This window comes from Ruegeria sp. BHSC276 (assembly GCF_059612945.1).
In genome coordinates this window covers 108,753-127,674 of the sequence record NZ_JBXWRP010000004.1, presented here as the reverse complement: position 1 = coordinate 127,674, position 18,922 = coordinate 108,753, and the positions used below count along the sequence as shown (strand labels likewise).

The following is an 18,922-nucleotide window of genomic DNA, read 5'->3' as shown; positions in this document are numbered from 1 at the left end:
CAGTACTCAAGCAGGGAGAGCCAAAATGAAACTGATGCAGATTGCCGGTGGCGCGGTGGCCGCGCTGGCCGGGTTGGCCATGCAGGTGCAGGCCGAGACCTGGGACATGCCGACCCCCTATCCGGACGCCACCTTCCACACGGTGAACATCCACGAATTCGCCAAGGACGTCGCCGCGGCCACAGACGGTGCCGTTGAAATCAAGGTCCATTCCGCCGGGTCTCTGTTCAAGCACCCCGAGATCAGCAAGGCCGTACGCAGCGGTCAGGTTCCGATCGGAGAGTTTTTCCTGTCGCTGCTGGCCAATGACAACCCAGCCTTCGGTGCGGACTCGCTTCCGTTCCTGGCCACCAACTATGACGACGCCCAAAAGCTGTGGGCGGCTCAGAAGGACGTGATCAGCGGTCTGCTGGATGAACAGGGCATGATGGTACTGTACGCCGTGCCGTGGCCGCCGCAGGGTCTGTACACCACCAAGGAAATCAACAGCGTGGATGACTTGGCGGGCCTGAAGTTCCGCACCTACAACGCCACGCTGGAAGAATTCGCCAACTTGGCGGGCGCCGCACCCACGCAGGTCGAGGTGCCGGACATTCCGCAGGCCTTCAGCACCGGCCGGGTCGAAGCGATGATTACCTCGCCCTCGACCGGGGTGAACTCTAAGGCGTGGGACTTTTTGACCCACTACACCGACATCCAGGCCTGGATTCCCAAGAACGTGGTCGTGGTGAACAAGCGCGCCTTCCGCCGTCTGGATGAAGCGACCCAGGCCGCCGTGTTGGAGGCGGCGGCCGCCGCCGAAGCCCGCGGCTGGGAGATGAGTCAGGCCGAGACCGCCAAGCAGACCGCGGTCCTGCAGGAAAACGGCATCACCGTGGTGCAGCCATCCGAAGAGTTGATGGCCGGCTTGCGCGCGATCGGCGCGCAGATGCTCGAGAACTGGACCGCTGAGGCCGGCGAAGAAGGCGCCGCGTTGCTGCAGGCCTATCAGCAGTAAACGATCCGACCTGGCCGGGTGCCAAACGTCCGGCCGGGTTCGACAACAAGGGGAGGGGATGGCGATGCTGCGGCGCAGTCTTGATTTCATCTATCGTGCAGCCGGCGGATTGGCGGCGCTGTTCATTCTGGCCATCGTCGTGCTGGTCTTTGCGCAGGTCGGGCTGAATCTGGCCGACAAGATCTGGGCCGCGCTGACCGGGCAGGGCGTGGGCCTGACCATCCCCTCCTATGCCGATTTCACCGGGTTCTTTCTGGCCGCATCCAGCTTTCTGGCGCTGGCCTATGCGCTGCGCGCCGGCGGGCATATCCGGGTCACGCTGCTGATCGGACGGATGCCCAAGGGGCCGCGCCGCCTGACCGAGATCTGCGTGGTGACAATTGCCCTGGCCATGAGCGCCTATGCCACCTGGTATCTGGGCCTGCTGGTTCTGGAGTCGCTGGAATATGGCGACCGCAGCCCGGGCATGGTCTCGGTGCCGTTGTGGATCGTGCAGATGCCGGTCCTGCTGGGGCTGGCCATTCTGACTCTTGCCCTGGTCGACGAGCTGGTCGGCCTGCTGGCGGGCCGCGCGCCCAGCTGGGACGGCAAGGGCGAAAACCTTCTGAACGAATAGGGCCAGCAGATGTCGATTGCCACGCTTTCCATCATTCTTCTTGTTCTGCTGTTCGCTTTTCTGGGGTCGGGCCTGTGGGTGGCGTTTTCGCTGCTGGGGGTCGGGATTGCGGCGATGGCGCTGTTTTCCGATGCGCCGCTGGGGCTGGTCATGGCGACCACATTATGGGGGCACAGCAATTCCTGGGCGTTGGCGGCGCTGCCGCTGTTCATCTGGATGGGCGAGATCCTGTTCCGCTCGCGCCTGTCCGAGGACATGTTCACGGGCTTGTCGCCCTGGATGAACCGGCTGCCGGGGCAGTTGTTGCATGTGAACGTCTTTGCCTGCGGGATCTTTGCGGCGGTGTCCGGGTCGTCCGCGGCCACGGCGGCCACGATCGGAAAGCTGTCGATTCCAGAGCTTTCGCGCCGCGGCTATCCCGAGAAGATGATCATCGGCACGCTGGCCGGGTCGGCTACGCTGGGCCTGCTGATCCCGCCGTCGATCATCCTGATCGTCTATGGCGTGGCAACCGAGCAGTCCATCGCCCGCCTGTTCGTGGCCGGAGTTCTGCCGGGACTGCTTCTCGTGGGGCTGTTCGTGGGTTATGTGGCGATCTGGGCACTGATCAACCGCGCCAACCTACCCACCGAGGACATCCGCGCGAGTTTCGGGGAAAAGCTGCGACGTTCTCGCCGGTTGGTGCCGGTGATCCTGCTGATCGTCGGTGTGATCGGCTCGATCTATGCCGGGATCGCTTCGCCCACCGATGCGGCCGCTGTGGGCGTGGTGCTGGCGCTGCTGCTGTCCTGGCGCGAGGGCACGTTGACCCGCGCCAGCTTTGTCGACGGGCTGATGGGGGCCACGGTGACCTCGTGCATGATCGCCTTCATCCTTGCAGGGGCCTCGTTCCTGACCGTGGCGATGGGCTTTACCGGCATTCCGCGCGTGCTGGCGGAATGGATCGGATCGCTGGGCCTGTCCACCTTCACGCTGCTGGCGGCGCTGACCGTGTTCTTCGTGATCATGGGGTGTTTTCTGGACGGGATCTCGGTTGTGGTGCTGACGGCTTCAGTCATCATGCCGATGGTGATGCAGGCGGGGATCGACCCGCTGTGGTTCGGCATCTTCCTGGTGATCGTGGTCGAGATGTCGCAGATCACCCCGCCCGTCGGCTTCAACCTGTTCGTGCTGCAATCGCTGACCGGGCGCGACATCCTGCGGGTGGCCCATGCGGCGCTACCGTTCTTCTTCCTGATGATCGTGGCGCTGGTGATCATCGTGGTTTTCCCCGGCATCGTGACCTATCTGCCGAACCAGATGTGACGGGGGCGATGCAGGATTTTCCGATCATACGAACCGCTGGGGTGGACGGGCTGCTGATCAGCTTTGCAGCCGCGCTGAGCGAACCGGCCAACCGCGCTGCCCTGGCCTTTCGCGCCGCGCTCGAGGCGGAAAGCTGGGCGGGGGTCGAGGAAACCTCGTCCTCGCTGGTGTCGGCCTTCGTCCGGTTCGATCCGCTGCACTTGTCGCATGCCGCGTTGCACCAGCAGGTGCAGGCGCTGCTGGACCAGCGCGACTGGTACGCGGCCGACCTGCCCGGCGGGCGCAGGTTCTGGCGGGTACCCACCGTCTTCGGCACGGATCTGGCGCCGCGGCTGGGGCAGGCGGCGCAGGCGGCGGGCCTGTCCGAGGCCGAGGCGATCCGGTCGCTTTCCGAAGCGCGGGTGCGGGTGCAGACCATCGGCTTTGCCCCGGGTCAGCCTTATCTAGGTGAATTGCCGCCCGCCTGGGACATCCCCCGGCAAAAGGAATTGACCCCGCGCGTGCCCGAGGGCGCTCTGGTGGTGGCGCTGCGGCAGCTTGTGCTGTTCTCTGTCACCACGCCGACCGGATGGCAGCATGTGGGCCAGACCGCCATCCGTCTGTTCCAGCCCGATGTGCCCGAACCTTTCCTTTTGCGCCCCGGGGATGAAGTACAGTTCACCTCCACCGACCCGGAAACGCTGGCGCGGATGCGCAGCGATCCGCGCGGCGGCGCCACTTGCGAGGCGCTGGCATGAGCGCGCATCTGACCATACTGCGTGTCGGGCCCGGCCTAACGGTGCAGGACCTGGGGCGGCCCGGATATCTGGACATGGGCCTGTCGCGCGGGGGTGCGGTGGACCGGCTTGCATTGGCCGAGGGCGCAGCGTTGCTGGGACAGGCCGACAGTCTTGCCGCCGTGGAAATGGCTGGCATGGGCGGAGAATTTCAGGCCGATCAGGATCTACGCATCGCCCTGACTGGCGCGCGGATGCGGGCGCAGATCGATGGCGCGACCGCAGTCTGGAACGCCTCGCACCTTCTACCTGCGGGCGCCCGGCTAAGCATCGGGCCCGCCGTCGCCGGCAGCTATGGTTATCTCAGCATCGGCGGCGGGGTGAAGGGCGACCCGCTTTTGGGCGCCTGTTCGGCCCATCTGACGGCGGGGATCGGTGCCCTGCTGAAGGCGGGGGACCGGCTGGCGATCGGCGCGGATTCGGGCGGTGCAACCGGCATGACCTTCGACCCCGAGGACCGGTTCTCGGGCGGAGAAATCCGTATCGTGGCAAGTTTCCAGACCGACCTGTTCGCCCCAGACGTTCTGGAGCGGTTGCAAGCCACCGCGTTCCGTCGGGACGCGCGCGCCAATCGCATGGGCGTGCGGCTGGAGAGCAACGGACCGGGCTTTCATGTCTCGGGCGGGCGCAGCGTGCTGTCGGAAACCATCGTGCCGGGTGACATCCAGGTCACCGGCGACGGCACGCCCTTCGTGCTGTTGGCCGAGTGCCAGACCACCGGCGGCTATCCCCGCATCGGCACCGTTCTGCCCTGCGACCTGCCCAAGGTGGCGCAGGCCCCGGCCGGGGCCGATCTGCGGTTCCGCTTCGTGTCGCTGGACGAAGCGGTGGCCGCCGAGCGGGCCGCCGCCCAGGTCAGGGTCGCGCTACCTCGGGCGCTGCGCCCGCTGATCCGCGATCCGCGCAGTATGTCCGACCTGCTATCCCATCAACTGATCAGCGGCGCCATCGCCCGCGAAGAGGACGTTTTGTAGAAAAGGAGCCTGTGCCATGGCACATCAAGTCGATCTGAACGCGGATATGGGCGAAAGCTTTGGCCCCTGGAAAATGGGCGATGACGCGGCGCTGTTGAAGATCGTGACGTCGGCCAACGTGGCCTGCGGGTTTCATGCGGGCGACTGGGACGTAATGGCCTCGACGATGGCGCAGGCGGTGGAGAACGGCGTGGGCATCGGCGCGCATCCCGGGTTTGCCGATCTGCACGGCTTCGGGCGTCAGCGGATGCACTATCCCCTGCCGTCGCTGCAGAACCTTATCCGCTATCAGGTCGGCGCGGCGCAGGCGATGGCGCGTGCGGCCGGCGGGCAGGTGCGTCATCTGAAGTTGCACGGCGCGCTGGCCAACATGGCGTCCGAAGATCAGGCGATGGCGCGGGCCTGTTACGAGGCGGCGCTGTCGGTGGCTCCGGATCTGATCATCATGGTTCTGGCCGGAACCGCCCAGCAACGCGCCGCGCGCGACCTGGGCTGCACCGTAGCCTGCGAGATCTTTGCCGATCGTGCCTACAACGATGATGCCACGCTGGTCGACCGCAGCCTGCCCGGCGCGGTGATCCATGACCCCGACCGTGCCGCCGCGCGCATGGTCGAGATGGTCAAGGCCGGGGCAATCATCACTGAAAGCGGCAAGCATATTCCCACCCGCATCGACACGATCTGCCTGCACGGAGACACGCCGACGGCCGTGAAGATCGCAGCCCAAGTGCGCCACGCCCTGCAGAAGAGCGGTGTTGAGCTCAGGCAATTCGCCGGCGGTCCGGCCTGACCCTAGAAGGCCGAGCTGTGCGCCGCTGCTCAATGCGTGCCGCGCTCGATCACGACCGGATCGATGTCGATGCGGTCCGGGGTCTTCTTCGGCTCGGCCTGGCGCAGATCCAGAAGGTGGATGATCGCATCGACAGCCTCGTCGATTGGGTTGCGCACCGTCGTCAGGTCGAAGATCGGCCAACCGGCCATGTCGATATCGTCGAATCCCGTGACGGCAAGGTCGCCGGGCACGTCCAGCGACAATGCCTGCGCCGCCGCCAGCGCGCCGATCGCCATTGCGTCATTGGCACAGATCAACGCATCGATGCGGTGCTGGTTCAGAAGCTCAACCGCGGCCGAGTGCCCGCCCTGCACCGTATAGTCGCCCCCGGCTTCGGCCACCAGCGGCAGCCCGGCCGTGTTCAGAGCCTGCAACACCCCGGCGCGCCGCCGTGATGACGAGTAGAACTCGCTCGGACCATTGAGAAATCCGAACCTTCGATAGCCACGCTGAATCAGCAACTCGGTCAACCGGCGCAGGCCATCGGCATTACGGCAGCACACGGTGTCGATACCCGGCCCCTCGACCGGTCGTCCCGACGAAATCGTGGACACGTTAAACCGGGCACAGCGTTCGACGATCTGCTGCGACATGCTGCCTCCGCGCAGGATCAGCGCATCCAGGGGAAACCGCAGAAGGTCGTCCAAGGCGGCTTCGGGTTGGCCGTTCGCCTGATCGACCAAGATCGGCCATTTCCGCATGCCGATCAACCGCCGCGTCAGTTGTCCGACGAAGGCGGCGTCGTAGGGGCTGCGCATGTCGCCGACAAAGACCGCGACCAGGTTCGACTGGCCGCCCTTCAGCCCCGCCGCCAAGGCGTTGGGTTGATACCCGGTTTCGGCGGCGATCTGCAGGATGCGCCTGCGTTTCTCCGAATCAACATAGGCGCCTGGCGTGAAGGCGCGCGACACCGCCGAACGCGAAACCCCGGCCAGATCGGCAACTGTCTTGGCGGTGACCCGACGGGGGCGCGAGGGTGGTTTTTTCGATGTGTCGGTCATGTCTGATCGGCACCAGATGCGAGGTGCAGGAATTTGTTGAATTGAATCGATTCTTTCACCAAAATGTCATGCTTAGAAGTTAGTGAACACGTGTGCACATTGGCCAGAAAAAAATTTTGAACAATGTTCACGCGTTCTCGGGGCCTTGCGCCCGCACAGCTTCATGGGCTTTGCCCGCCCGAAAGGGCCAAACACGAACCGGAGGATTCACATGCAGAAATTCAAGTTGGGCGCGTCGGCCGCAGCGATCGCGATGGTGGCCAGCGCCGCCATGGCCGAGGTTGAAATCACATGGTGGCACGCCATGGGCGGCGCACTGGGCGATACCGTCAACCAGATTGCCGAGGACTTCAACGCTTCGCAGGACGACTACAAGATCACTCCGGTCTTCAAGGGCACCTACGAGGAAACCCTGACCGCAGGCATCGCCGCCTTCCGCGCGGGTGAACAGCCCAACATCCTGCAGGTATTCGACGCCGGCGCCGCCACCGTGATCGGTGCCAAGGGTGCAACCGTTCCGGTTCAGGACCTGTTGGAACAGAACGGCGTTGCGTTCGACATCGAAGACTATATCTCGGGCGTGCGCTATTTTTATGCCGACAGCGACGGCAAGATGATCGGCATGCCGTTCAACTCGTCCTCGCCCATCATGTATTACAACGTGGATGCGTTGGAAAAAGCTGGCGTGACCCCGCCGAAAACCTGGGAAGAGTTCCAGACCGTCACCGCGCCCGCGCTGAAAGAGGCCGGTTATATCGGTCTGTCGCAATCGCACCTGCCGTGGATCTTCACCGAGAACTTCCATTCGCGTCACGACCTGCCGTTCGCCACCAACGACAACGGCTATGAAGGCGCTGACGGCACCAATATTCTTGTCAACAACGACGCGATCAAGGCACATTTCAGCGCCGTCAAAGACTGGAAAGACAACGGGTTCTTCGAATGGTACGGCACCGGCTGGAGCGACAACCAGACCCCGTTTGAAGAAGGCAAGGTTGCCATTTGGCTGGGGTCGTCCGGTTCGTTCGGCGGCCTGTCCAAGAAGGACCTGCCGTTCGAGTTTTCAGCCACCTTCCTGCCCTATTGGGAAGCCGTGACGAAAGAGCCCAAGCAGACCTTCATCGGTGGCGCGGCCCTGTTCGCGATGGCCGGCAAGAGCGAAGAGGAAAACAAGGCTACGGCCGCGTTCTTCGAGTTCCTGACCAAGCCGGAAACCCAGTACATGTGGCACCGCGAGACCGGTTACGTTCCGATCACCACCGCCGCCTATGAAATGGCCAAGGCCGATGGCCACTATGACCGCGCCCCCGCGGCCGAGGTTGGCATCAAGCAGCTGTCGTTGCCGGCCGGTGAGCATACCAAGGGTTACCGTATGGGTTTCTACGTCCAGATCCGCGACGTGATGAACCGTGAATACGGCCGCATCCTGACCGGCGAGACCTCGGTCGAGGACGCGTTCAACAACATCGAAACCGAAGCCAACGCCCTGTTGGATCGGTTCGCGAAAACCCAGAACTGACCCACTGACGCAAAACGGGCGGCCGCAGGTCCTGCGGCCGCCCTCCGTTATACGGAGAATTCATGAAACGCGCTGGTTTTACCGCCCGCTGGCTGCCGATCCTGCTGCTGATGCCGCAGCTTGTGATCATTTCGGTCTTTTTCTATTGGCCCGCCGCGCATGCGGTTCAGTCGTCATTCTTCCTGCAGGATCCGTTCGGATTCGGATCGACCTTTGTCGGGCTGGACAATTACAGGGACCTTGCAGGCAACGGCGAATACCTCAGCATCGCTTGGTTCACGGTGATCTTCACCGTTCTGGTCACCTTTCTGTCGCTGTCCATCGCGCTGTTGCTGGCGGTCAAGGCCGACAACGTTCTGCGCGGGGCCAAGACCTATCGCACGCTGTTGATGTGGGTCTATGCCGTGGCGCCGCCGGTGGCGGGCTTCATCGGTCTGATCATGTTCCACCAAAGCTGGGGACCGTTGACCGAACTGGCGCGTTCGATCGGATGGGATTTCAAACTGGGCGTCAATTTCAATGACACCGCCACCGCGATGGTGATCGTGTCGGTCTGGAAGCAGGTGCCGGTGAATTTCATCTTTTTCCTGTCCGGGCTGCAATCGATCCCAAAATCGGTGCGCGAGGCGGCGTTGATCGACAACCGCTCGGCCTCTGGACGGTTCTGGGACGTGACCTTCCCGCTGCTGGCGCCGACCGGGTTCTTCCTGCTGATCACGAACATCACCTATTCGCTGTTCGACACGTTCGGCGTGATCGACACCATGGTCAAGGGCGAGCCGGGGAACAACCCGATGACGCTGGTCTACAAGGTCTATGTGGACGGCTTCCGCGGCAATGACCTGGGCGGCAGCTCGGCGCAGTCGGTGGTTCTGATGGTACTGGTCCTGGCGCTGACGGTGTTCCAGTTCCGGCTGGTCGAACGCCGCATTCACTATACCTGAGGAGGGCAGACGATGACCGAAGCAAATGCAGGTGTGATCGACTACGCCGCCTCGCAAACGCCGCCACGCAAGCGCCGCATCCGGTGGGGCGCCATCGGCGATCACGCGGTTCTGATCGTGGGCTCGCTGTTCATGATGCTGCCGCTGCTGATGGTCCTGCAAATGACCACCGTTCCGGATGTCGAGGTGATCAAGACCGGCCCCAGCCTGACGATCGGCGATCAGCTGCCCGAAAATTTCGACAAGGCTATGTTCCAGGCCTCGGGCTTCTCAGGGCAGAATACCGGCCTGAACATGCTCAAGAACTCGTTCATCCTGGGCATCGGCTTTGCCCTGGGCAAGATCCTCATCGGGATGATGGCCGCCTATGCGATCGTCTATTTCCGGATGCGGTTTGCCACGCTGGCCTTCTGGGTGATCTTCACCACGCTGCTGCTGCCGCTCGAAGTGCGCATTCTGCCCTCGTACGAGGTGGTGCAGAAGCTGGGGATGCTTAACACCTATCAGGGCCTTATCATTCCGCTGATCGCCTCGGCCACGGCCACGTTCTTTTTCCGGCAATTCTTCCGCTCAGTCCCCGAAGAACTGGTCGAGGCCGCGCGCATCGACGGCGCCGGTCCTGTGAAATTCTTCATCGACATCCTGGTGCCGCTGTCGCGTACGATGATCGCGGCGATGTTCATCATCATGTTTGTCTATGGCTGGAACCAGTATCTGTGGCCCACCATGATCACCACCGAAGAGGACATGTTCACCCTGGTGCGCGGGATCAAGCAGATCACGCAGGTGCTGGAGGGTAACCGCATTCCCGAATACGGCCGGGCCAACCTGCTGGCGATCATCGCCATCATCCCCCCGGTCATGGTCGTCATCTTCTTCCAAAGCTGGTTCGTCAAGGGCCTGACGGAATCCGACAAGTAAGGCAGTAAAGCAAATGGCTCAGGTATCCCTGAAGAACATCCGTAAAATCTATCCCAACGGCGCCGAGGCGCTGACCCCGTCCAGTTTCGATATCGGTGATGGCGAGTTCGTGGTTCTTGTCGGCCCGTCCGGCTGCGGCAAGTCCACCCTGCTGCGCATGGTGGCCGGGCTGGAAGAGATCACCGAAGGCGAACTGACGATCAATGGCCGCGTCATGAATGACGTCGATCCGGCCGATCGCGACATCGCCATGGTGTTCCAGAACTATGCTCTGTACCCGCACATGACGGTACGCAAGAACATCGCCTATGGTCTGAAAAACCGCAAAACGCCCAAGGACGTGATCGAGCAGAAGGTGGCCGAGGCCGCCGCCATGCTGAACCTGGACGAGTATCTCGACCGCAAGCCCTCTCAGCTGTCGGGCGGTCAGCGCCAGCGGGTCGCCATGGGCCGGGCCATCGTCCGCGACCCGGCGCTGTTCCTGTTCGACGAGCCGCTGTCGAACCTGGACGCCAAGCTGCGCAACCAGATGCGGATCGAGATCAAGGCGCTGCAGCGGCGTCTGGGCGTGACCTCGATCTATGTGACCCATGACCAGGTCGAGGCGATGACCATGGCTGATCGGATCATCGTGATGAACGCGGGCCGGATCGAACAGATCGGTACCCCGTCCGAGATCTACCACCGCCCGGCCTCGACCTTCGTGGCCAGCTTCATGGGCGCGCCGCCGATGAACCTGATCCAGGCCCGGCTGGACGGTGGCAATGTCATGATCAACGGTGAGACGGTGCTGGGCGCGGCCGAAGGGTCTGGCCCGGTCACTCTGGGCATCCGCCCCGAGGACGTGATGTTGGGCGCCGGAGGCTCGATTTCCTTCCATGTCGACATCATCGAGGAGCTGGGCGCGCATCGGCTGCTGCACGGGCGGCTGGCTGATCAGGAGTTCACCATCCATGTCGGCAAGGATGTCGAGGCCGCGCCGGGCGAGACCCGGATCGCGCTGAAGTCCGACGCCATCACTCTGTTCCACCCGGAAACCGGAAAAGCCCTGTGATCACCAAGACCGTCGCGGCCTTGCCGCCTGTTTCCGAAGCCGCGCGCGCGCGCATTCTGTCCGCGCCGCGCACCGCCGAAGCGCATCGTGCCCTGATGGCGGAAACGCCGGCCATGAACGCGCTGCAACTGGGCGGGCGGGCGTCGCGTGACGTGCTTGACCCGACGCTGACGGTTGCGGCCTGGAACGTCGAGCGTTGCCTTTTTCCGGCTGAGACGGCTGCGCATCTGGCGCCGGTCGCACCGGATATCGTTCTGCTGTCCGAGGTCGATCACGGCATGGCCCGCACCGCACAGCGCCACACGACCGAGGAGATGGCCGCCCATCTGAACATGGCCTATGTCTTTGGCGTCGAGTTCCACGAGTTGGGTATGGGTGGTCCGACCGAACGCGCATTTTGCAGCGACGATTTCAACACGCTGGGTTGGCACGGCAATGCGATCCTGTCGGCGGTGCCGTTCAGCCGGACCTCGCTGCTTCGGCTGGACGATCACGGCCACTGGTTCGCCGCCGACAGCGGCGCGGCCGACCCCGATCAGCCGCGACTGGGCGGGCGCATGGCGATCTTGGCCGAAGTTCCGACAAAGGCCGGGCCGCTCTGCGTGGTGTCGACGCATCTGGAAAGCAACGCCGCCTCGGACCACCGGCACGCGCAGTTCGAAAAACTGCTGGATGCCGTCGAGGCGTTTGCGCCGGACATGCCGGTGCTGATCGGGGGAGACCTGAACACCGGCAACCACCTGCCGCCCGATTTCGACTGGCGCCGGGAAACGCTGTTTTCCCTGGCCGAGCGCCGCGGATACAGCTGGGCGTTCACTGCCGAAGGTCACACCACGCGCCCAAGCCTGATCACGCCGCACCCGGACCGGGTGATGAAGCTGGACTGGTTCGCGGGCAGGGGGTTGACATGCCCGGACCGAGGGCTGCTGCCCTCGCTGACGGCCGAGGGCAAGCCGCTGTCGGATCATGATTGCGTGTGGTGCCGGGTCGAGCTCTGACCCGCCCCATCGGCCCAGAGTTCCACAGCCGCGCGGGGCATAACGCTTGGTGATGCGGCATATTTTCCGTTGGCAGGTTGTGGCCAACGGGACGGAATCCCCATATGAAGCGGCACAGGAACTCACCAGGCGGAAATCAGACCAAGTGTTCGACCATCCCGCGCAGCGCGCGCATCTAGCCGAGAAATACGACCTGACCCCCTCGCCCGAGTTGGCCGCCAGCATGAGCGACATTTACGACCGTATGTCGCGCGTCGTCTCGCCGGCGGACTGGGCGATCTACGCGCCCTATGTCAAGGCGATCAACGGTCTGAAGGCCGAGCGCAACGCGGTGATACTGGGCCACAACTACATGACGCCCGAGATCTATCATGGGATTTCGGATTTCGTCGGTGACAGCCTGCAGCTGGCCATCAAGGCGACCGAGGTCGAGGCCGACGTGATCGTGCAATGCGGCGTGCATTTCATGGCGGAGACCTCGAAGATTCTCAGCCCCGAAAAGACTGTTCTGATGCCCGACATGGAGGCCGGCTGTTCGCTGGCCGAGTCGATCACCGCCGAGGGCATCGCCGAGATGCGCCGCCGCTATCCCGGTGCGCCGGTCGTGTCCTATGTGAACACCACGGCCGAGGTGAAGGCGGCATCCGACATCTGCTGCACCTCGTCCAACGCGGCGCAGATCGTGGCAGCGATGGACAGCGACACGGTCATCATGACCCCCGACCAGTACCTGGCGCAGAACGTGGCCCGCGACGTGCCGCAGAAGAACGTGGTCTGGTGGGAAGGCTCGTGCATCGTACACGAACAATACACGGCGCAGGACCTGCGCGAGTTCCGCGAATGGAACCCGGGCACCCGCCTGATCGCGCATCCCGAATGCCCACCCGACGTGGTGGCCGAGGCCGATTTCTCGGGTTCGACCAGCGGCATCATCAAATACGTCACCGACGAACAGCCCGAAAAGGCGATGCTGATCACCGAGTGTTCGATGGCGTCGAACATCGCGGGCGCGCTGCCACAGGTCGATTTCGTCGGGCCCTGCAACATGTGCCCCTACATGAAGAAGATCACGCTGGAAAAGGTGCTGTATGCGCTCGATACCATGACCGGACAGGTTGAGGTTGACCCCGAAGTGGCGGAAAAAGCGCGCCTTTCGGTTCAGCGGATGATCGATCTGTCGCGCAAGCTGGGAATTTGACCGGGGCGATGCAGACGGTCTCAACCCCTCGGGTGGTCATTATCGGCGGCGGTCTGGCAGCGGTCTATACCGCGCTCAAGCTCGACCCGCACCCAGTGGTGATGATCTCGCCCGAGCCGCTGGGCTCGGGTGCCAGTTCGGCTTGGGCGCAGGGCGGGGTGGCGGCGGCGATGGATCCGTCCGACAGCCCCGAAGCCCATGCCCGCGACACGATGCGCGCCGGCGCAGGGTCGGTCTTGCAGGAGGTGGCCGAGTTCGTCACCCGCGCGGCGCGGGATCATATTCTGGACCTGTCCGATCTGGGCACCGGGTTCGACCGGGACGCCGATGGCGGGTTCATCCAATCGCAGGAAGCGGCCCATTCGGTGGCCCGCGTGGTGCGCGTCAAGGGCGACCAGGCCGGTGCCGAGATCATGCGCGCCCTGATCGCCGAGCTGCGGCGGCGTGCTTCGGTCCAGGTGATCGAAGGGGCGCTGGCGGTCGGGCTGGAAAGCGACAGGGCCAAGGTCTCGGGCGTATATCTGGCGCCGACCGATGCGCCGGGGGCCGAACCGGTGCTGCTGCGCGGGGCTGCGCATGTACTGGCCACGGGCGGGTCGGCGGGGCTCTATGCCCGCACCACCAACCCGGCGCGGATCCGTGGGCAGGGGATCGGTATGGCCGCACGGGCCGGGGCTCGGATCGCCGATGCCGAGTTCATTCAGTTCCACCCCACCGCAATCGACGTGGGCGAGGATCCGATGCCTCTGGCCACCGAGGCTTTGCGTGGCGAGGGCGCTATACTGATCAACCGCCACGGCGAAAGGTTCATGCAAGGCATCCACCCGGATGCCGAGCTGGCCCCGCGTGATGTCGTGGCGCGCGCCGTCTATCTGGAAACCAAGGCCGGCAACCGCCCCGCGCTGGATACGCGCGCAGCGATCGGCGCGGCGATCCGCAGTCAGTTTCCGGCGGTGACCGAGGCCTGCTTGCGCAACGGTGTCGACCCCGTGACCCAACCGATCCCGGTGGCGGCGGCGGCGCATTACCACATGGGCGGCGTGGCCACCGACCTGAATGGCCGCAGCTCTCTGGCCGGGCTCTGGGCCTGTGGCGAAGCGGCGTCAACCGGGTTGCACGGGGCGAATCGGCTGGCGTCGAACGGTCTGCTTGAGGCGTTGGTCTTTGCCCGCGCCTGCGCCCGTGACATTGCCGGCACCCTGACGGTTGCCGACGCGCCCGAGGTGCGGCTGCGCCTGCCATCGGGCGATACCGAGCCCGACCCGCAGGCAGTGGCCGAACTGCGCCAGGTCATGACCGATAGCGTGGGCGTGGTCCGCGACGCCGATGTGCTGCGCCGCGCCTTGGGCCGGATCGCCGTGTTGGAGTCGCTGCACGGTCAGTCTCACTTGTTCCGTAACATGACCGCAACCGCCACGCTGATCGCGGCGGCCGCCCTGATGCGCACCGAAAGCCGCGGCGCGCATTACCGATCCGATTGTCCTGCTTCGGCCACGGGGCCGGGGCGGCGGTCTGATCTGACACTGGACGAGGCCGTGGCACTGCGGTCGAAAATCTTCAAGGAAACCGCAACATGCATCATGCCACTGTCCCCGACCTGATCCTTGAACCAATGGTCCGCGCCGCGCTGACCGAAGATCTCGGCACCAGCGGCGACATCACCACCCGCACCGTAATCCCGGCGGGCGTGACCTATGCCGCGCGGCTGAACGCGCGCGAGGATGCGGTTGTGTCGGGTATGCAGGTGGCGGCCTTGGCGTTCCGGCTGGTGGACCCGACGCTGAAGATCGATCCGCTTGTGGCCGACGGGGACCGTTGCACCAAGGGCCAAACCCTCATGGAGATCACCGGCAGCGCGGCTTCGATCCTGTCGGGGGAACGCGTTGCGCTGAACTTTGCCGGTCGTCTGACAGGGGTAGCCACTCTGACAGCCGAGCTGGTGGCGCAGACCGCCGGGACCAAGGCGCGCATCACCTGCACCCGCAAGACCACGCCGGGCCTGCGGATCGTCGAGAAGCTGGCCGTGCTGCATGGCGGCGGGTTCAACCACCGCCATTCGCTGTCGGATGCGATCCTGATCAAGGACAACCATATTGCCGCCGCCGGCGGGGTGCGTGCGGTGTTGGGGGCGGTCAAGGCGCGTGCGTCGCACATGATGAAGATCGAGATCGAAGTGGACCGGTTGGACCAGCTGGCCGAGGTTCTGGACACTGGTGGCGCTGATGTCGTGCTGCTGGACAACATGACGCCGGACATGCTGGCCGAGGCCGTGGCGATGGTGGATGGGCGTCTGGTGACCGAGGCGTCGGGCAATGTCACCGTGGGTACGGTAGCGGCGATCGCGGCCACCGGGGTCGATTATATCTCGTCCGGGACTCTGACCCATTCCTATCGGACAGTCGATCTGGGCCTTGATTTCTAAGCGCCTGCTGGTCCGGCACGCACCCTAGATAATGAATGGCGAATTCTGCGATTGTTGCACAGAAGACCAACGAAATCGTCGGAGGCTGGGTTTCTTTTTTGGATTTTCATCGGTTCGTGGTACCGTTTCTTGAATATGATTGACTGTTGGCCTGTACCACACGGTCGGTTTCGTTTGTTGCGAGTGAGGTACCCATGCGGATTTGGATCAACGCGGCCCTTTTGTTTCTGGCCCTGACAACGCCGGCGCATGCCTATATCGGACCGGGCGCGGGCTTGGGCGCCCTGTTTACTCTGCTGGCAATCGTGGTCGGCGGCTTTCTGCTGGTCGTCGGTTTCCTCTGGTACCCAATCAAACGGGTGCTGCGCAAAAGGAAAAACTCTGAGGCGAAAGGCGAAGAAGCCGACCTGTCCCAATGATCGTTGCCTTCATCGTGTCCCTGTTTGCCGTGGCCGGTTTCGGGTTCGGCATCTGGGCGCTGAATATCATCAGTCTGTCGAAAGGTCTGGGCGAGGATGCCATGCAAGGCATCTCGGCGATGCTTGACAGCGAGCTGAGCGACGAGGTCAAGGAAGTGCGGGTCCGGCAGGCCGGGGTCACTCTGCTCCAGGGGGCGTGGCGCCTGTTCTGGCGGTTTGGTGTAGCTCTGGCGGCGGCTGCTCTGCCTATCATGGTTGCTGACGCCATCGGCCTGACCACGGCGGACGCGGTCTTTTCCCTGATGCTACGCCTCGACTATATCGTGGGTGTGTCGCTGGCCGCCATTCTGGTTGGCCGCTTTTTCCTACGTCGGAAGGGCCGGGTGGAAAGCGATGCCAATGCACCAGGCCCGTACAGTTCGGCGGACCGGTTTGCACATATGCTGGCCTTTTCCGGTCCGAAATTTCACAAGGTATCGGCGAAAGTCGATGATTATGCCTTCCGGCGCCGGGTGCCCGAGGCTGAAACCCGCCCGCCTATTTTCGTCACCTCGCTGGCGCGCGGCGGAACCACCTCGGTATTGAACGCCCTGTCTCATGTCGAGGGAATGGCAACGCACCGATACAGAGACATGCCGTTCATTGCCGCCCCCTATTTGTGGAACGGGCTAGGCGGCGCGCTCAGGCGGGATGTGGCGCAGGTGGAACGGGCGCATGGCGATGGTCTGACGATCGGGCTGGACAGCCCCGAGGCCTTTGATGAAATTTTCTGGCATCTGTTCTGGCCGGCAAAATATCGCGACGACCGGATCGAGCTTTGGTACGCGACGGATCTGCACAGCGAGGCCCAGAGCTTTTTCGACACACATTTTCGCAAGATTTGCCATCTGCGCACTGGAGGATCCGGCGGCGGCGCCACGGCGCCGCCGCGCTACCTGTCCAAGAACAACGCCAACATCGCCCGTCTTCGTCTGCTGCACGATCTGTTTCCGGGCTGTGCGGTCGTCGTGCCAATCCGGCATCCCGGCGCACATGCCTGGTCGATGCTGCGCCAGCATCGGAATTTCCTTGTACGACAGGCCGAGGATCCGTTCGTGCTGCGCTACATGCGCGATATCGGGCATTTTGAGTTCGGGCTCCTCCACCGCCCGCTGGATTTTCCCGAACTTGCGGTCGAAGGCTATCACCTCGAGGACCCGAACTATTGGCTGGCCTATTGGATTGCAGCCTTCCGCGACATCGCCGCACAGGGGGATCGGTGCCATTTCGTGGTCCAGGACGACCTGAGGGCCCGTCCGAACGAGGTTCTGGCCGACCTCGGTGAGCGCCTGGATATCGACGTCGCAGATATGGACTTCCGCGGATTCTTCCGGGCTGAGCCCGACGCGCGGCGGCAGGACGGGTTTTCCGACACATTATTGAAGCAGGCCGAGGACATCTTTCAGGATCTGGCGGCGCAAGCCGTCACCGGCCGGCCAAGACCGGCCCGCAGCCCGGTGCAACGGGCCAATTGAAGCGCGGACCCGGGAACCAAATCGGAGGTAATCGGATGGAAAAAATCCTCTTCAAGAAGATCGAGCTCTGGGTCTTGGGGGTGTTGGCCGTCTTCGGTTTTTTCGGCATGGTTCTGTTCGGAGCCATCGTTCTGGATGAGGAACGTGGCGAGGAGGAGTTGGGCGGTGACCATTTCGGCGTGATCGGCGACGCAGCCTTGGCCTTGGCCGAACTGCCGGAAAACGCGCGCCAGTCGTTGAAAACTGTGATCGGGCCGGACCCGACGATGATTTCATTTCTGAAGCTTCCTCCGGGAAGCACCGCTCCGGCAAAGTGGTCTTGGTCGCAACCGCCGGGTTCGGACGGGTTGGACGGATATCTGTTGCTCAGTCGCTATGACGGTGACCGGACGCGGCACGTGGTCGAGCTTGTGTCGTTGCAAACTGGCGAAACGCTTCGAACTTGGATGCCGGATGCCGAGACGGTCCTGGCAAGCTTTGAACGCAAGCCCGAATTTGAAGGGTGGGCTCCGTATGAGTACTGGAACGATGGCTACTTTCGCTACATACACCCATACCTGACCGAAGCAGGAGAGTTGCTGGTCAAGAGTCATCACTCGCCGTTGATCATGCTGACGGCCTGCGGTGACGTCCGTTGGGCGCAAAACGACGTGCTGGTCCACCATTCCACCAATTCAGACGGTGCGGGAGGCTATTGGCTGCCGGGTCTGGCGTTGAAGTCCAGACCAAGCGATCTGTCAGAACGATTTGTGCGCGACTCGCTTGTGCATGTAACCGCGGACGGCCAAGTTGATTTCGAGGAACCCTTGGCCCCAATATTCGAGAACAGCGGGCTGAAGCACCTGATTTTTCCGGCGTCCCATTTCTGGAAAGATCCTATGCATCTTAACGACATAGAACCAGTTTTAAAGGACGGGCCATTCTGGAAGAAAGGAGACCTCTTTCTGAGCTTTAGAAGTCCGTCTCTTGTCGCGCTGTATCGCCCATCAATCCAAAAATTCGTTTGGTGGAAGGCCGGACCATGGCAATCGCAACACGATGTAGACATAGTTAGTGATCGCCGAATAGCTGTTTTTGACAATGCTGCGTTCGATCGCGGTTTTGGGTCGCGCGTCGACGGTGCCAGTGAGCCTGTTATCTACGATTTCGAGACCGGCGCTGTGTCCAGGCCCTTTCATGACGCATTCATGGAATTGAAAACGGCAACGATGACAGAAGGTCTGCAGGATTTCACACCTTCTGGCCACTTGATCGTTGAAGAGGAAAACCGGGGCCGAATACTGGTTCTCAACAGGATTGGCGACCTCGTGGCAACATATGTAAACAGAGCGGAAAATGGCGAGCTCTATACGATGGGCTGGTCGCGCTACATCCCCCAGGCCCACGGAGACAAGGCTTTGGCGGCGATCGAACAAAGCGGGTGCTGAAACTG

Annotated in this window: 18 protein-coding genes; 17 read left to right on the top strand and 1 reads right to left on the bottom strand. The window is 63.1% G+C overall.

The genetic code is table 11. The features are described from left to right. The first annotated feature begins 25 nt into the window (after positions 1-25). The 6 genes from AC2FMD_RS07765 to AC2FMD_RS07740 all read left to right on the top strand — a co-directional run bounded on the left by AC2FMD_RS07765 (position 26) and on the right by AC2FMD_RS07740 (position 5,458). Entirely contained in the window at positions 26-997 is a 972-nt protein-coding gene (locus AC2FMD_RS07765) for a TRAP transporter substrate-binding protein (protein WP_496741716.1), read from the top strand. A 64-nt stretch (positions 998-1,061) separates the two neighbouring features. Further along, positions 1,062-1,613 carry a TRAP transporter small permease gene (locus AC2FMD_RS07760; RefSeq protein ID WP_496711895.1) on the top strand — a complete coding sequence of 184 codons (552 nt, stop codon included), beginning with the start codon at positions 1,062-1,064 and terminating at the stop codon, positions 1,611-1,613. 9 nt (positions 1,614-1,622) lie between these two features. Continuing rightward, on the top strand, positions 1,623-2,918 hold the full coding sequence (locus tag AC2FMD_RS07755) for a TRAP transporter large permease (RefSeq protein ID WP_496741717.1): 1,296 nt from the start codon (positions 1,623-1,625) through the stop codon (positions 2,916-2,918). 8 nt (positions 2,919-2,926) lie between these two features. Then, positions 2,927-3,655, top strand: a complete 729-nt coding sequence (locus tag AC2FMD_RS07750; RefSeq protein WP_496741719.1) for a 5-oxoprolinase subunit B family protein — start codon at positions 2,927-2,929, stop codon at positions 3,653-3,655. Then, entirely contained in the window at positions 3,652-4,668 is a 1,017-nt protein-coding gene (locus AC2FMD_RS07745; RefSeq protein ID WP_496741721.1) for a 5-oxoprolinase subunit C family protein, read from the top strand. The genes AC2FMD_RS07750 and AC2FMD_RS07745 overlap by 4 nt, the downstream gene beginning before the upstream one ends. Positions 4,669-4,684: 16 nt before the next feature. Beyond that, on the top strand, positions 4,685-5,458 hold the full coding sequence (locus tag AC2FMD_RS07740; protein ID WP_496741723.1) for a LamB/YcsF family protein: 774 nt from the start codon (positions 4,685-4,687) through the stop codon (positions 5,456-5,458). Positions 5,459-5,487: 29 nt separating this feature from the next. Here AC2FMD_RS07740 and AC2FMD_RS07735 read toward each other — a convergent pair whose 3' ends face one another. After that, entirely contained in the window at positions 5,488-6,501 is a 1,014-nt protein-coding gene (locus AC2FMD_RS07735; RefSeq protein ID WP_496741726.1) for a LacI family DNA-binding transcriptional regulator, read from the bottom strand. Between the two features lie 211 nt (positions 6,502-6,712). On the opposite strand from AC2FMD_RS07735, the gene AC2FMD_RS07730 reads away from it, so the two are divergent. The 11 genes from AC2FMD_RS07730 to AC2FMD_RS07680 all read left to right on the top strand — a co-directional run bounded on the left by AC2FMD_RS07730 (position 6,713) and on the right by AC2FMD_RS07680 (position 18,917). Beyond that, a complete protein-coding gene (locus tag AC2FMD_RS07730) occupies positions 6,713-8,020 on the top strand; it encodes an extracellular solute-binding protein (protein WP_496684442.1) in 1,308 nt (435 codons plus the stop codon). Positions 8,021-8,082: 62 nt separating this feature from the next. Next, a complete protein-coding gene (locus AC2FMD_RS07725) occupies positions 8,083-8,964 on the top strand; it encodes an ABC transporter permease subunit (RefSeq protein WP_496684445.1) in 882 nt (293 codons plus the stop codon). 12 nt (positions 8,965-8,976) lie between these two features. Continuing rightward, positions 8,977-9,885 carry an ABC transporter permease subunit gene (locus AC2FMD_RS07720; protein WP_496684448.1) on the top strand — a complete coding sequence of 303 codons (909 nt, stop codon included), beginning with the start codon at positions 8,977-8,979 and terminating at the stop codon, positions 9,883-9,885. Between the two features lie 13 nt (positions 9,886-9,898). Further along, positions 9,899-10,939, top strand: coding sequence for an ABC transporter ATP-binding protein (locus tag AC2FMD_RS07715; RefSeq protein WP_496794877.1), 1,041 nt, complete (start codon positions 9,899-9,901; stop codon positions 10,937-10,939). Next, the gene (locus tag AC2FMD_RS07710) at positions 10,939-11,937 is read left to right on the top strand and encodes an endonuclease/exonuclease/phosphatase family protein (protein ID WP_496684170.1); all 999 of its coding nucleotides are present in this window, start codon (positions 10,939-10,941) and stop codon (positions 11,935-11,937) included. Before AC2FMD_RS07715 ends, AC2FMD_RS07710 begins: the two co-directional genes overlap by 1 nt. A gap of 145 nt (positions 11,938-12,082) precedes the next feature. Then, entirely contained in the window at positions 12,083-13,135 is a 1,053-nt protein-coding gene (nadA, locus tag AC2FMD_RS07705) for a quinolinate synthase NadA (RefSeq protein ID WP_496794876.1), read from the top strand. 8 nt (positions 13,136-13,143) lie between these two features. Further along, positions 13,144-14,736, top strand: a complete 1,593-nt coding sequence (locus AC2FMD_RS07700; protein ID WP_496794875.1) for an L-aspartate oxidase — start codon at positions 13,144-13,146, stop codon at positions 14,734-14,736. Then, on the top strand, positions 14,709-15,557 hold the full coding sequence (gene nadC, locus AC2FMD_RS07695) for a carboxylating nicotinate-nucleotide diphosphorylase (RefSeq protein ID WP_496741732.1): 849 nt from the start codon (positions 14,709-14,711) through the stop codon (positions 15,555-15,557). Before AC2FMD_RS07700 ends, nadC begins: the two co-directional genes overlap by 28 nt. A 194-nt stretch (positions 15,558-15,751) precedes the next feature. Then, positions 15,752-15,976, top strand: a complete 225-nt coding sequence (locus AC2FMD_RS07690; protein ID WP_496741734.1) for a hypothetical protein — start codon at positions 15,752-15,754, stop codon at positions 15,974-15,976. Continuing rightward, entirely contained in the window at positions 15,973-17,490 is a 1,518-nt protein-coding gene (locus AC2FMD_RS07685; protein ID WP_496794874.1) for a sulfotransferase, read from the top strand. The genes AC2FMD_RS07690 and AC2FMD_RS07685 overlap by 4 nt, the downstream gene beginning before the upstream one ends. A 35-nt stretch (positions 17,491-17,525) precedes the next feature. Further along, positions 17,526-18,917 (top strand): arylsulfotransferase family protein, encoded by a 1,392-nt coding sequence (locus AC2FMD_RS07680; RefSeq protein ID WP_496741738.1) that lies wholly within the window; start codon positions 17,526-17,528, stop codon positions 18,915-18,917. The last annotated feature ends 5 nt before the right edge of the window (positions 18,918-18,922 follow it).

Bases quoted from the DNA above. Each gene is read 5' to 3' on its own strand.
- AC2FMD_RS07715 (WP_496794877.1), top strand. From the start codon at position 9,899: ATGGCTCAGGTATCCCTGAAGAACATCCGTAAAATCTATCCCAACGGC.
- AC2FMD_RS07680 (WP_496741738.1), top strand. From the start codon at position 17,526: ATGGAAAAAATCCTCTTCAAGAAGATCGAGCTCTGGGTCTTGGGGGTG.
- AC2FMD_RS07685 (WP_496794874.1), top strand. From the start codon at position 15,973: ATGATCGTTGCCTTCATCGTGTCCCTGTTTGCCGTGGCCGGTTTCGGG.
- AC2FMD_RS07755 (WP_496741717.1), top strand. From the start codon at position 1,623: ATGTCGATTGCCACGCTTTCCATCATTCTTCTTGTTCTGCTGTTCGCT.
- AC2FMD_RS07725 (WP_496684445.1), top strand. From the start codon at position 8,083: ATGAAACGCGCTGGTTTTACCGCCCGCTGGCTGCCGATCCTGCTGCTG.
- AC2FMD_RS07730 (WP_496684442.1), top strand. From the start codon at position 6,713: ATGCAGAAATTCAAGTTGGGCGCGTCGGCCGCAGCGATCGCGATGGTG.
- AC2FMD_RS07765 (WP_496741716.1), top strand. From the start codon at position 26: ATGAAACTGATGCAGATTGCCGGTGGCGCGGTGGCCGCGCTGGCCGGG.
- AC2FMD_RS07690 (WP_496741734.1), top strand. From the start codon at position 15,752: ATGCGGATTTGGATCAACGCGGCCCTTTTGTTTCTGGCCCTGACAACG.
- AC2FMD_RS07750 (WP_496741719.1), top strand. From the start codon at position 2,927: ATGCAGGATTTTCCGATCATACGAACCGCTGGGGTGGACGGGCTGCTG.
- AC2FMD_RS07700 (WP_496794875.1), top strand. From the start codon at position 13,144: ATGCAGACGGTCTCAACCCCTCGGGTGGTCATTATCGGCGGCGGTCTG.
- AC2FMD_RS07740 (WP_496741723.1), top strand. From the start codon at position 4,685: ATGGCACATCAAGTCGATCTGAACGCGGATATGGGCGAAAGCTTTGGC.
- nadC (WP_496741732.1), top strand. From the start codon at position 14,709: ATGCATCATGCCACTGTCCCCGACCTGATCCTTGAACCAATGGTCCGC.
- AC2FMD_RS07760 (WP_496711895.1), top strand. From the start codon at position 1,062: ATGCTGCGGCGCAGTCTTGATTTCATCTATCGTGCAGCCGGCGGATTG.
- AC2FMD_RS07745 (WP_496741721.1), top strand. From the start codon at position 3,652: ATGAGCGCGCATCTGACCATACTGCGTGTCGGGCCCGGCCTAACGGTG.
- AC2FMD_RS07720 (WP_496684448.1), top strand. From the start codon at position 8,977: ATGACCGAAGCAAATGCAGGTGTGATCGACTACGCCGCCTCGCAAACG.
- AC2FMD_RS07735 (WP_496741726.1), bottom strand. From the start codon at position 6,501: ATGACCGACACATCGAAAAAACCACCCTCGCGCCCCCGTCGGGTCACC.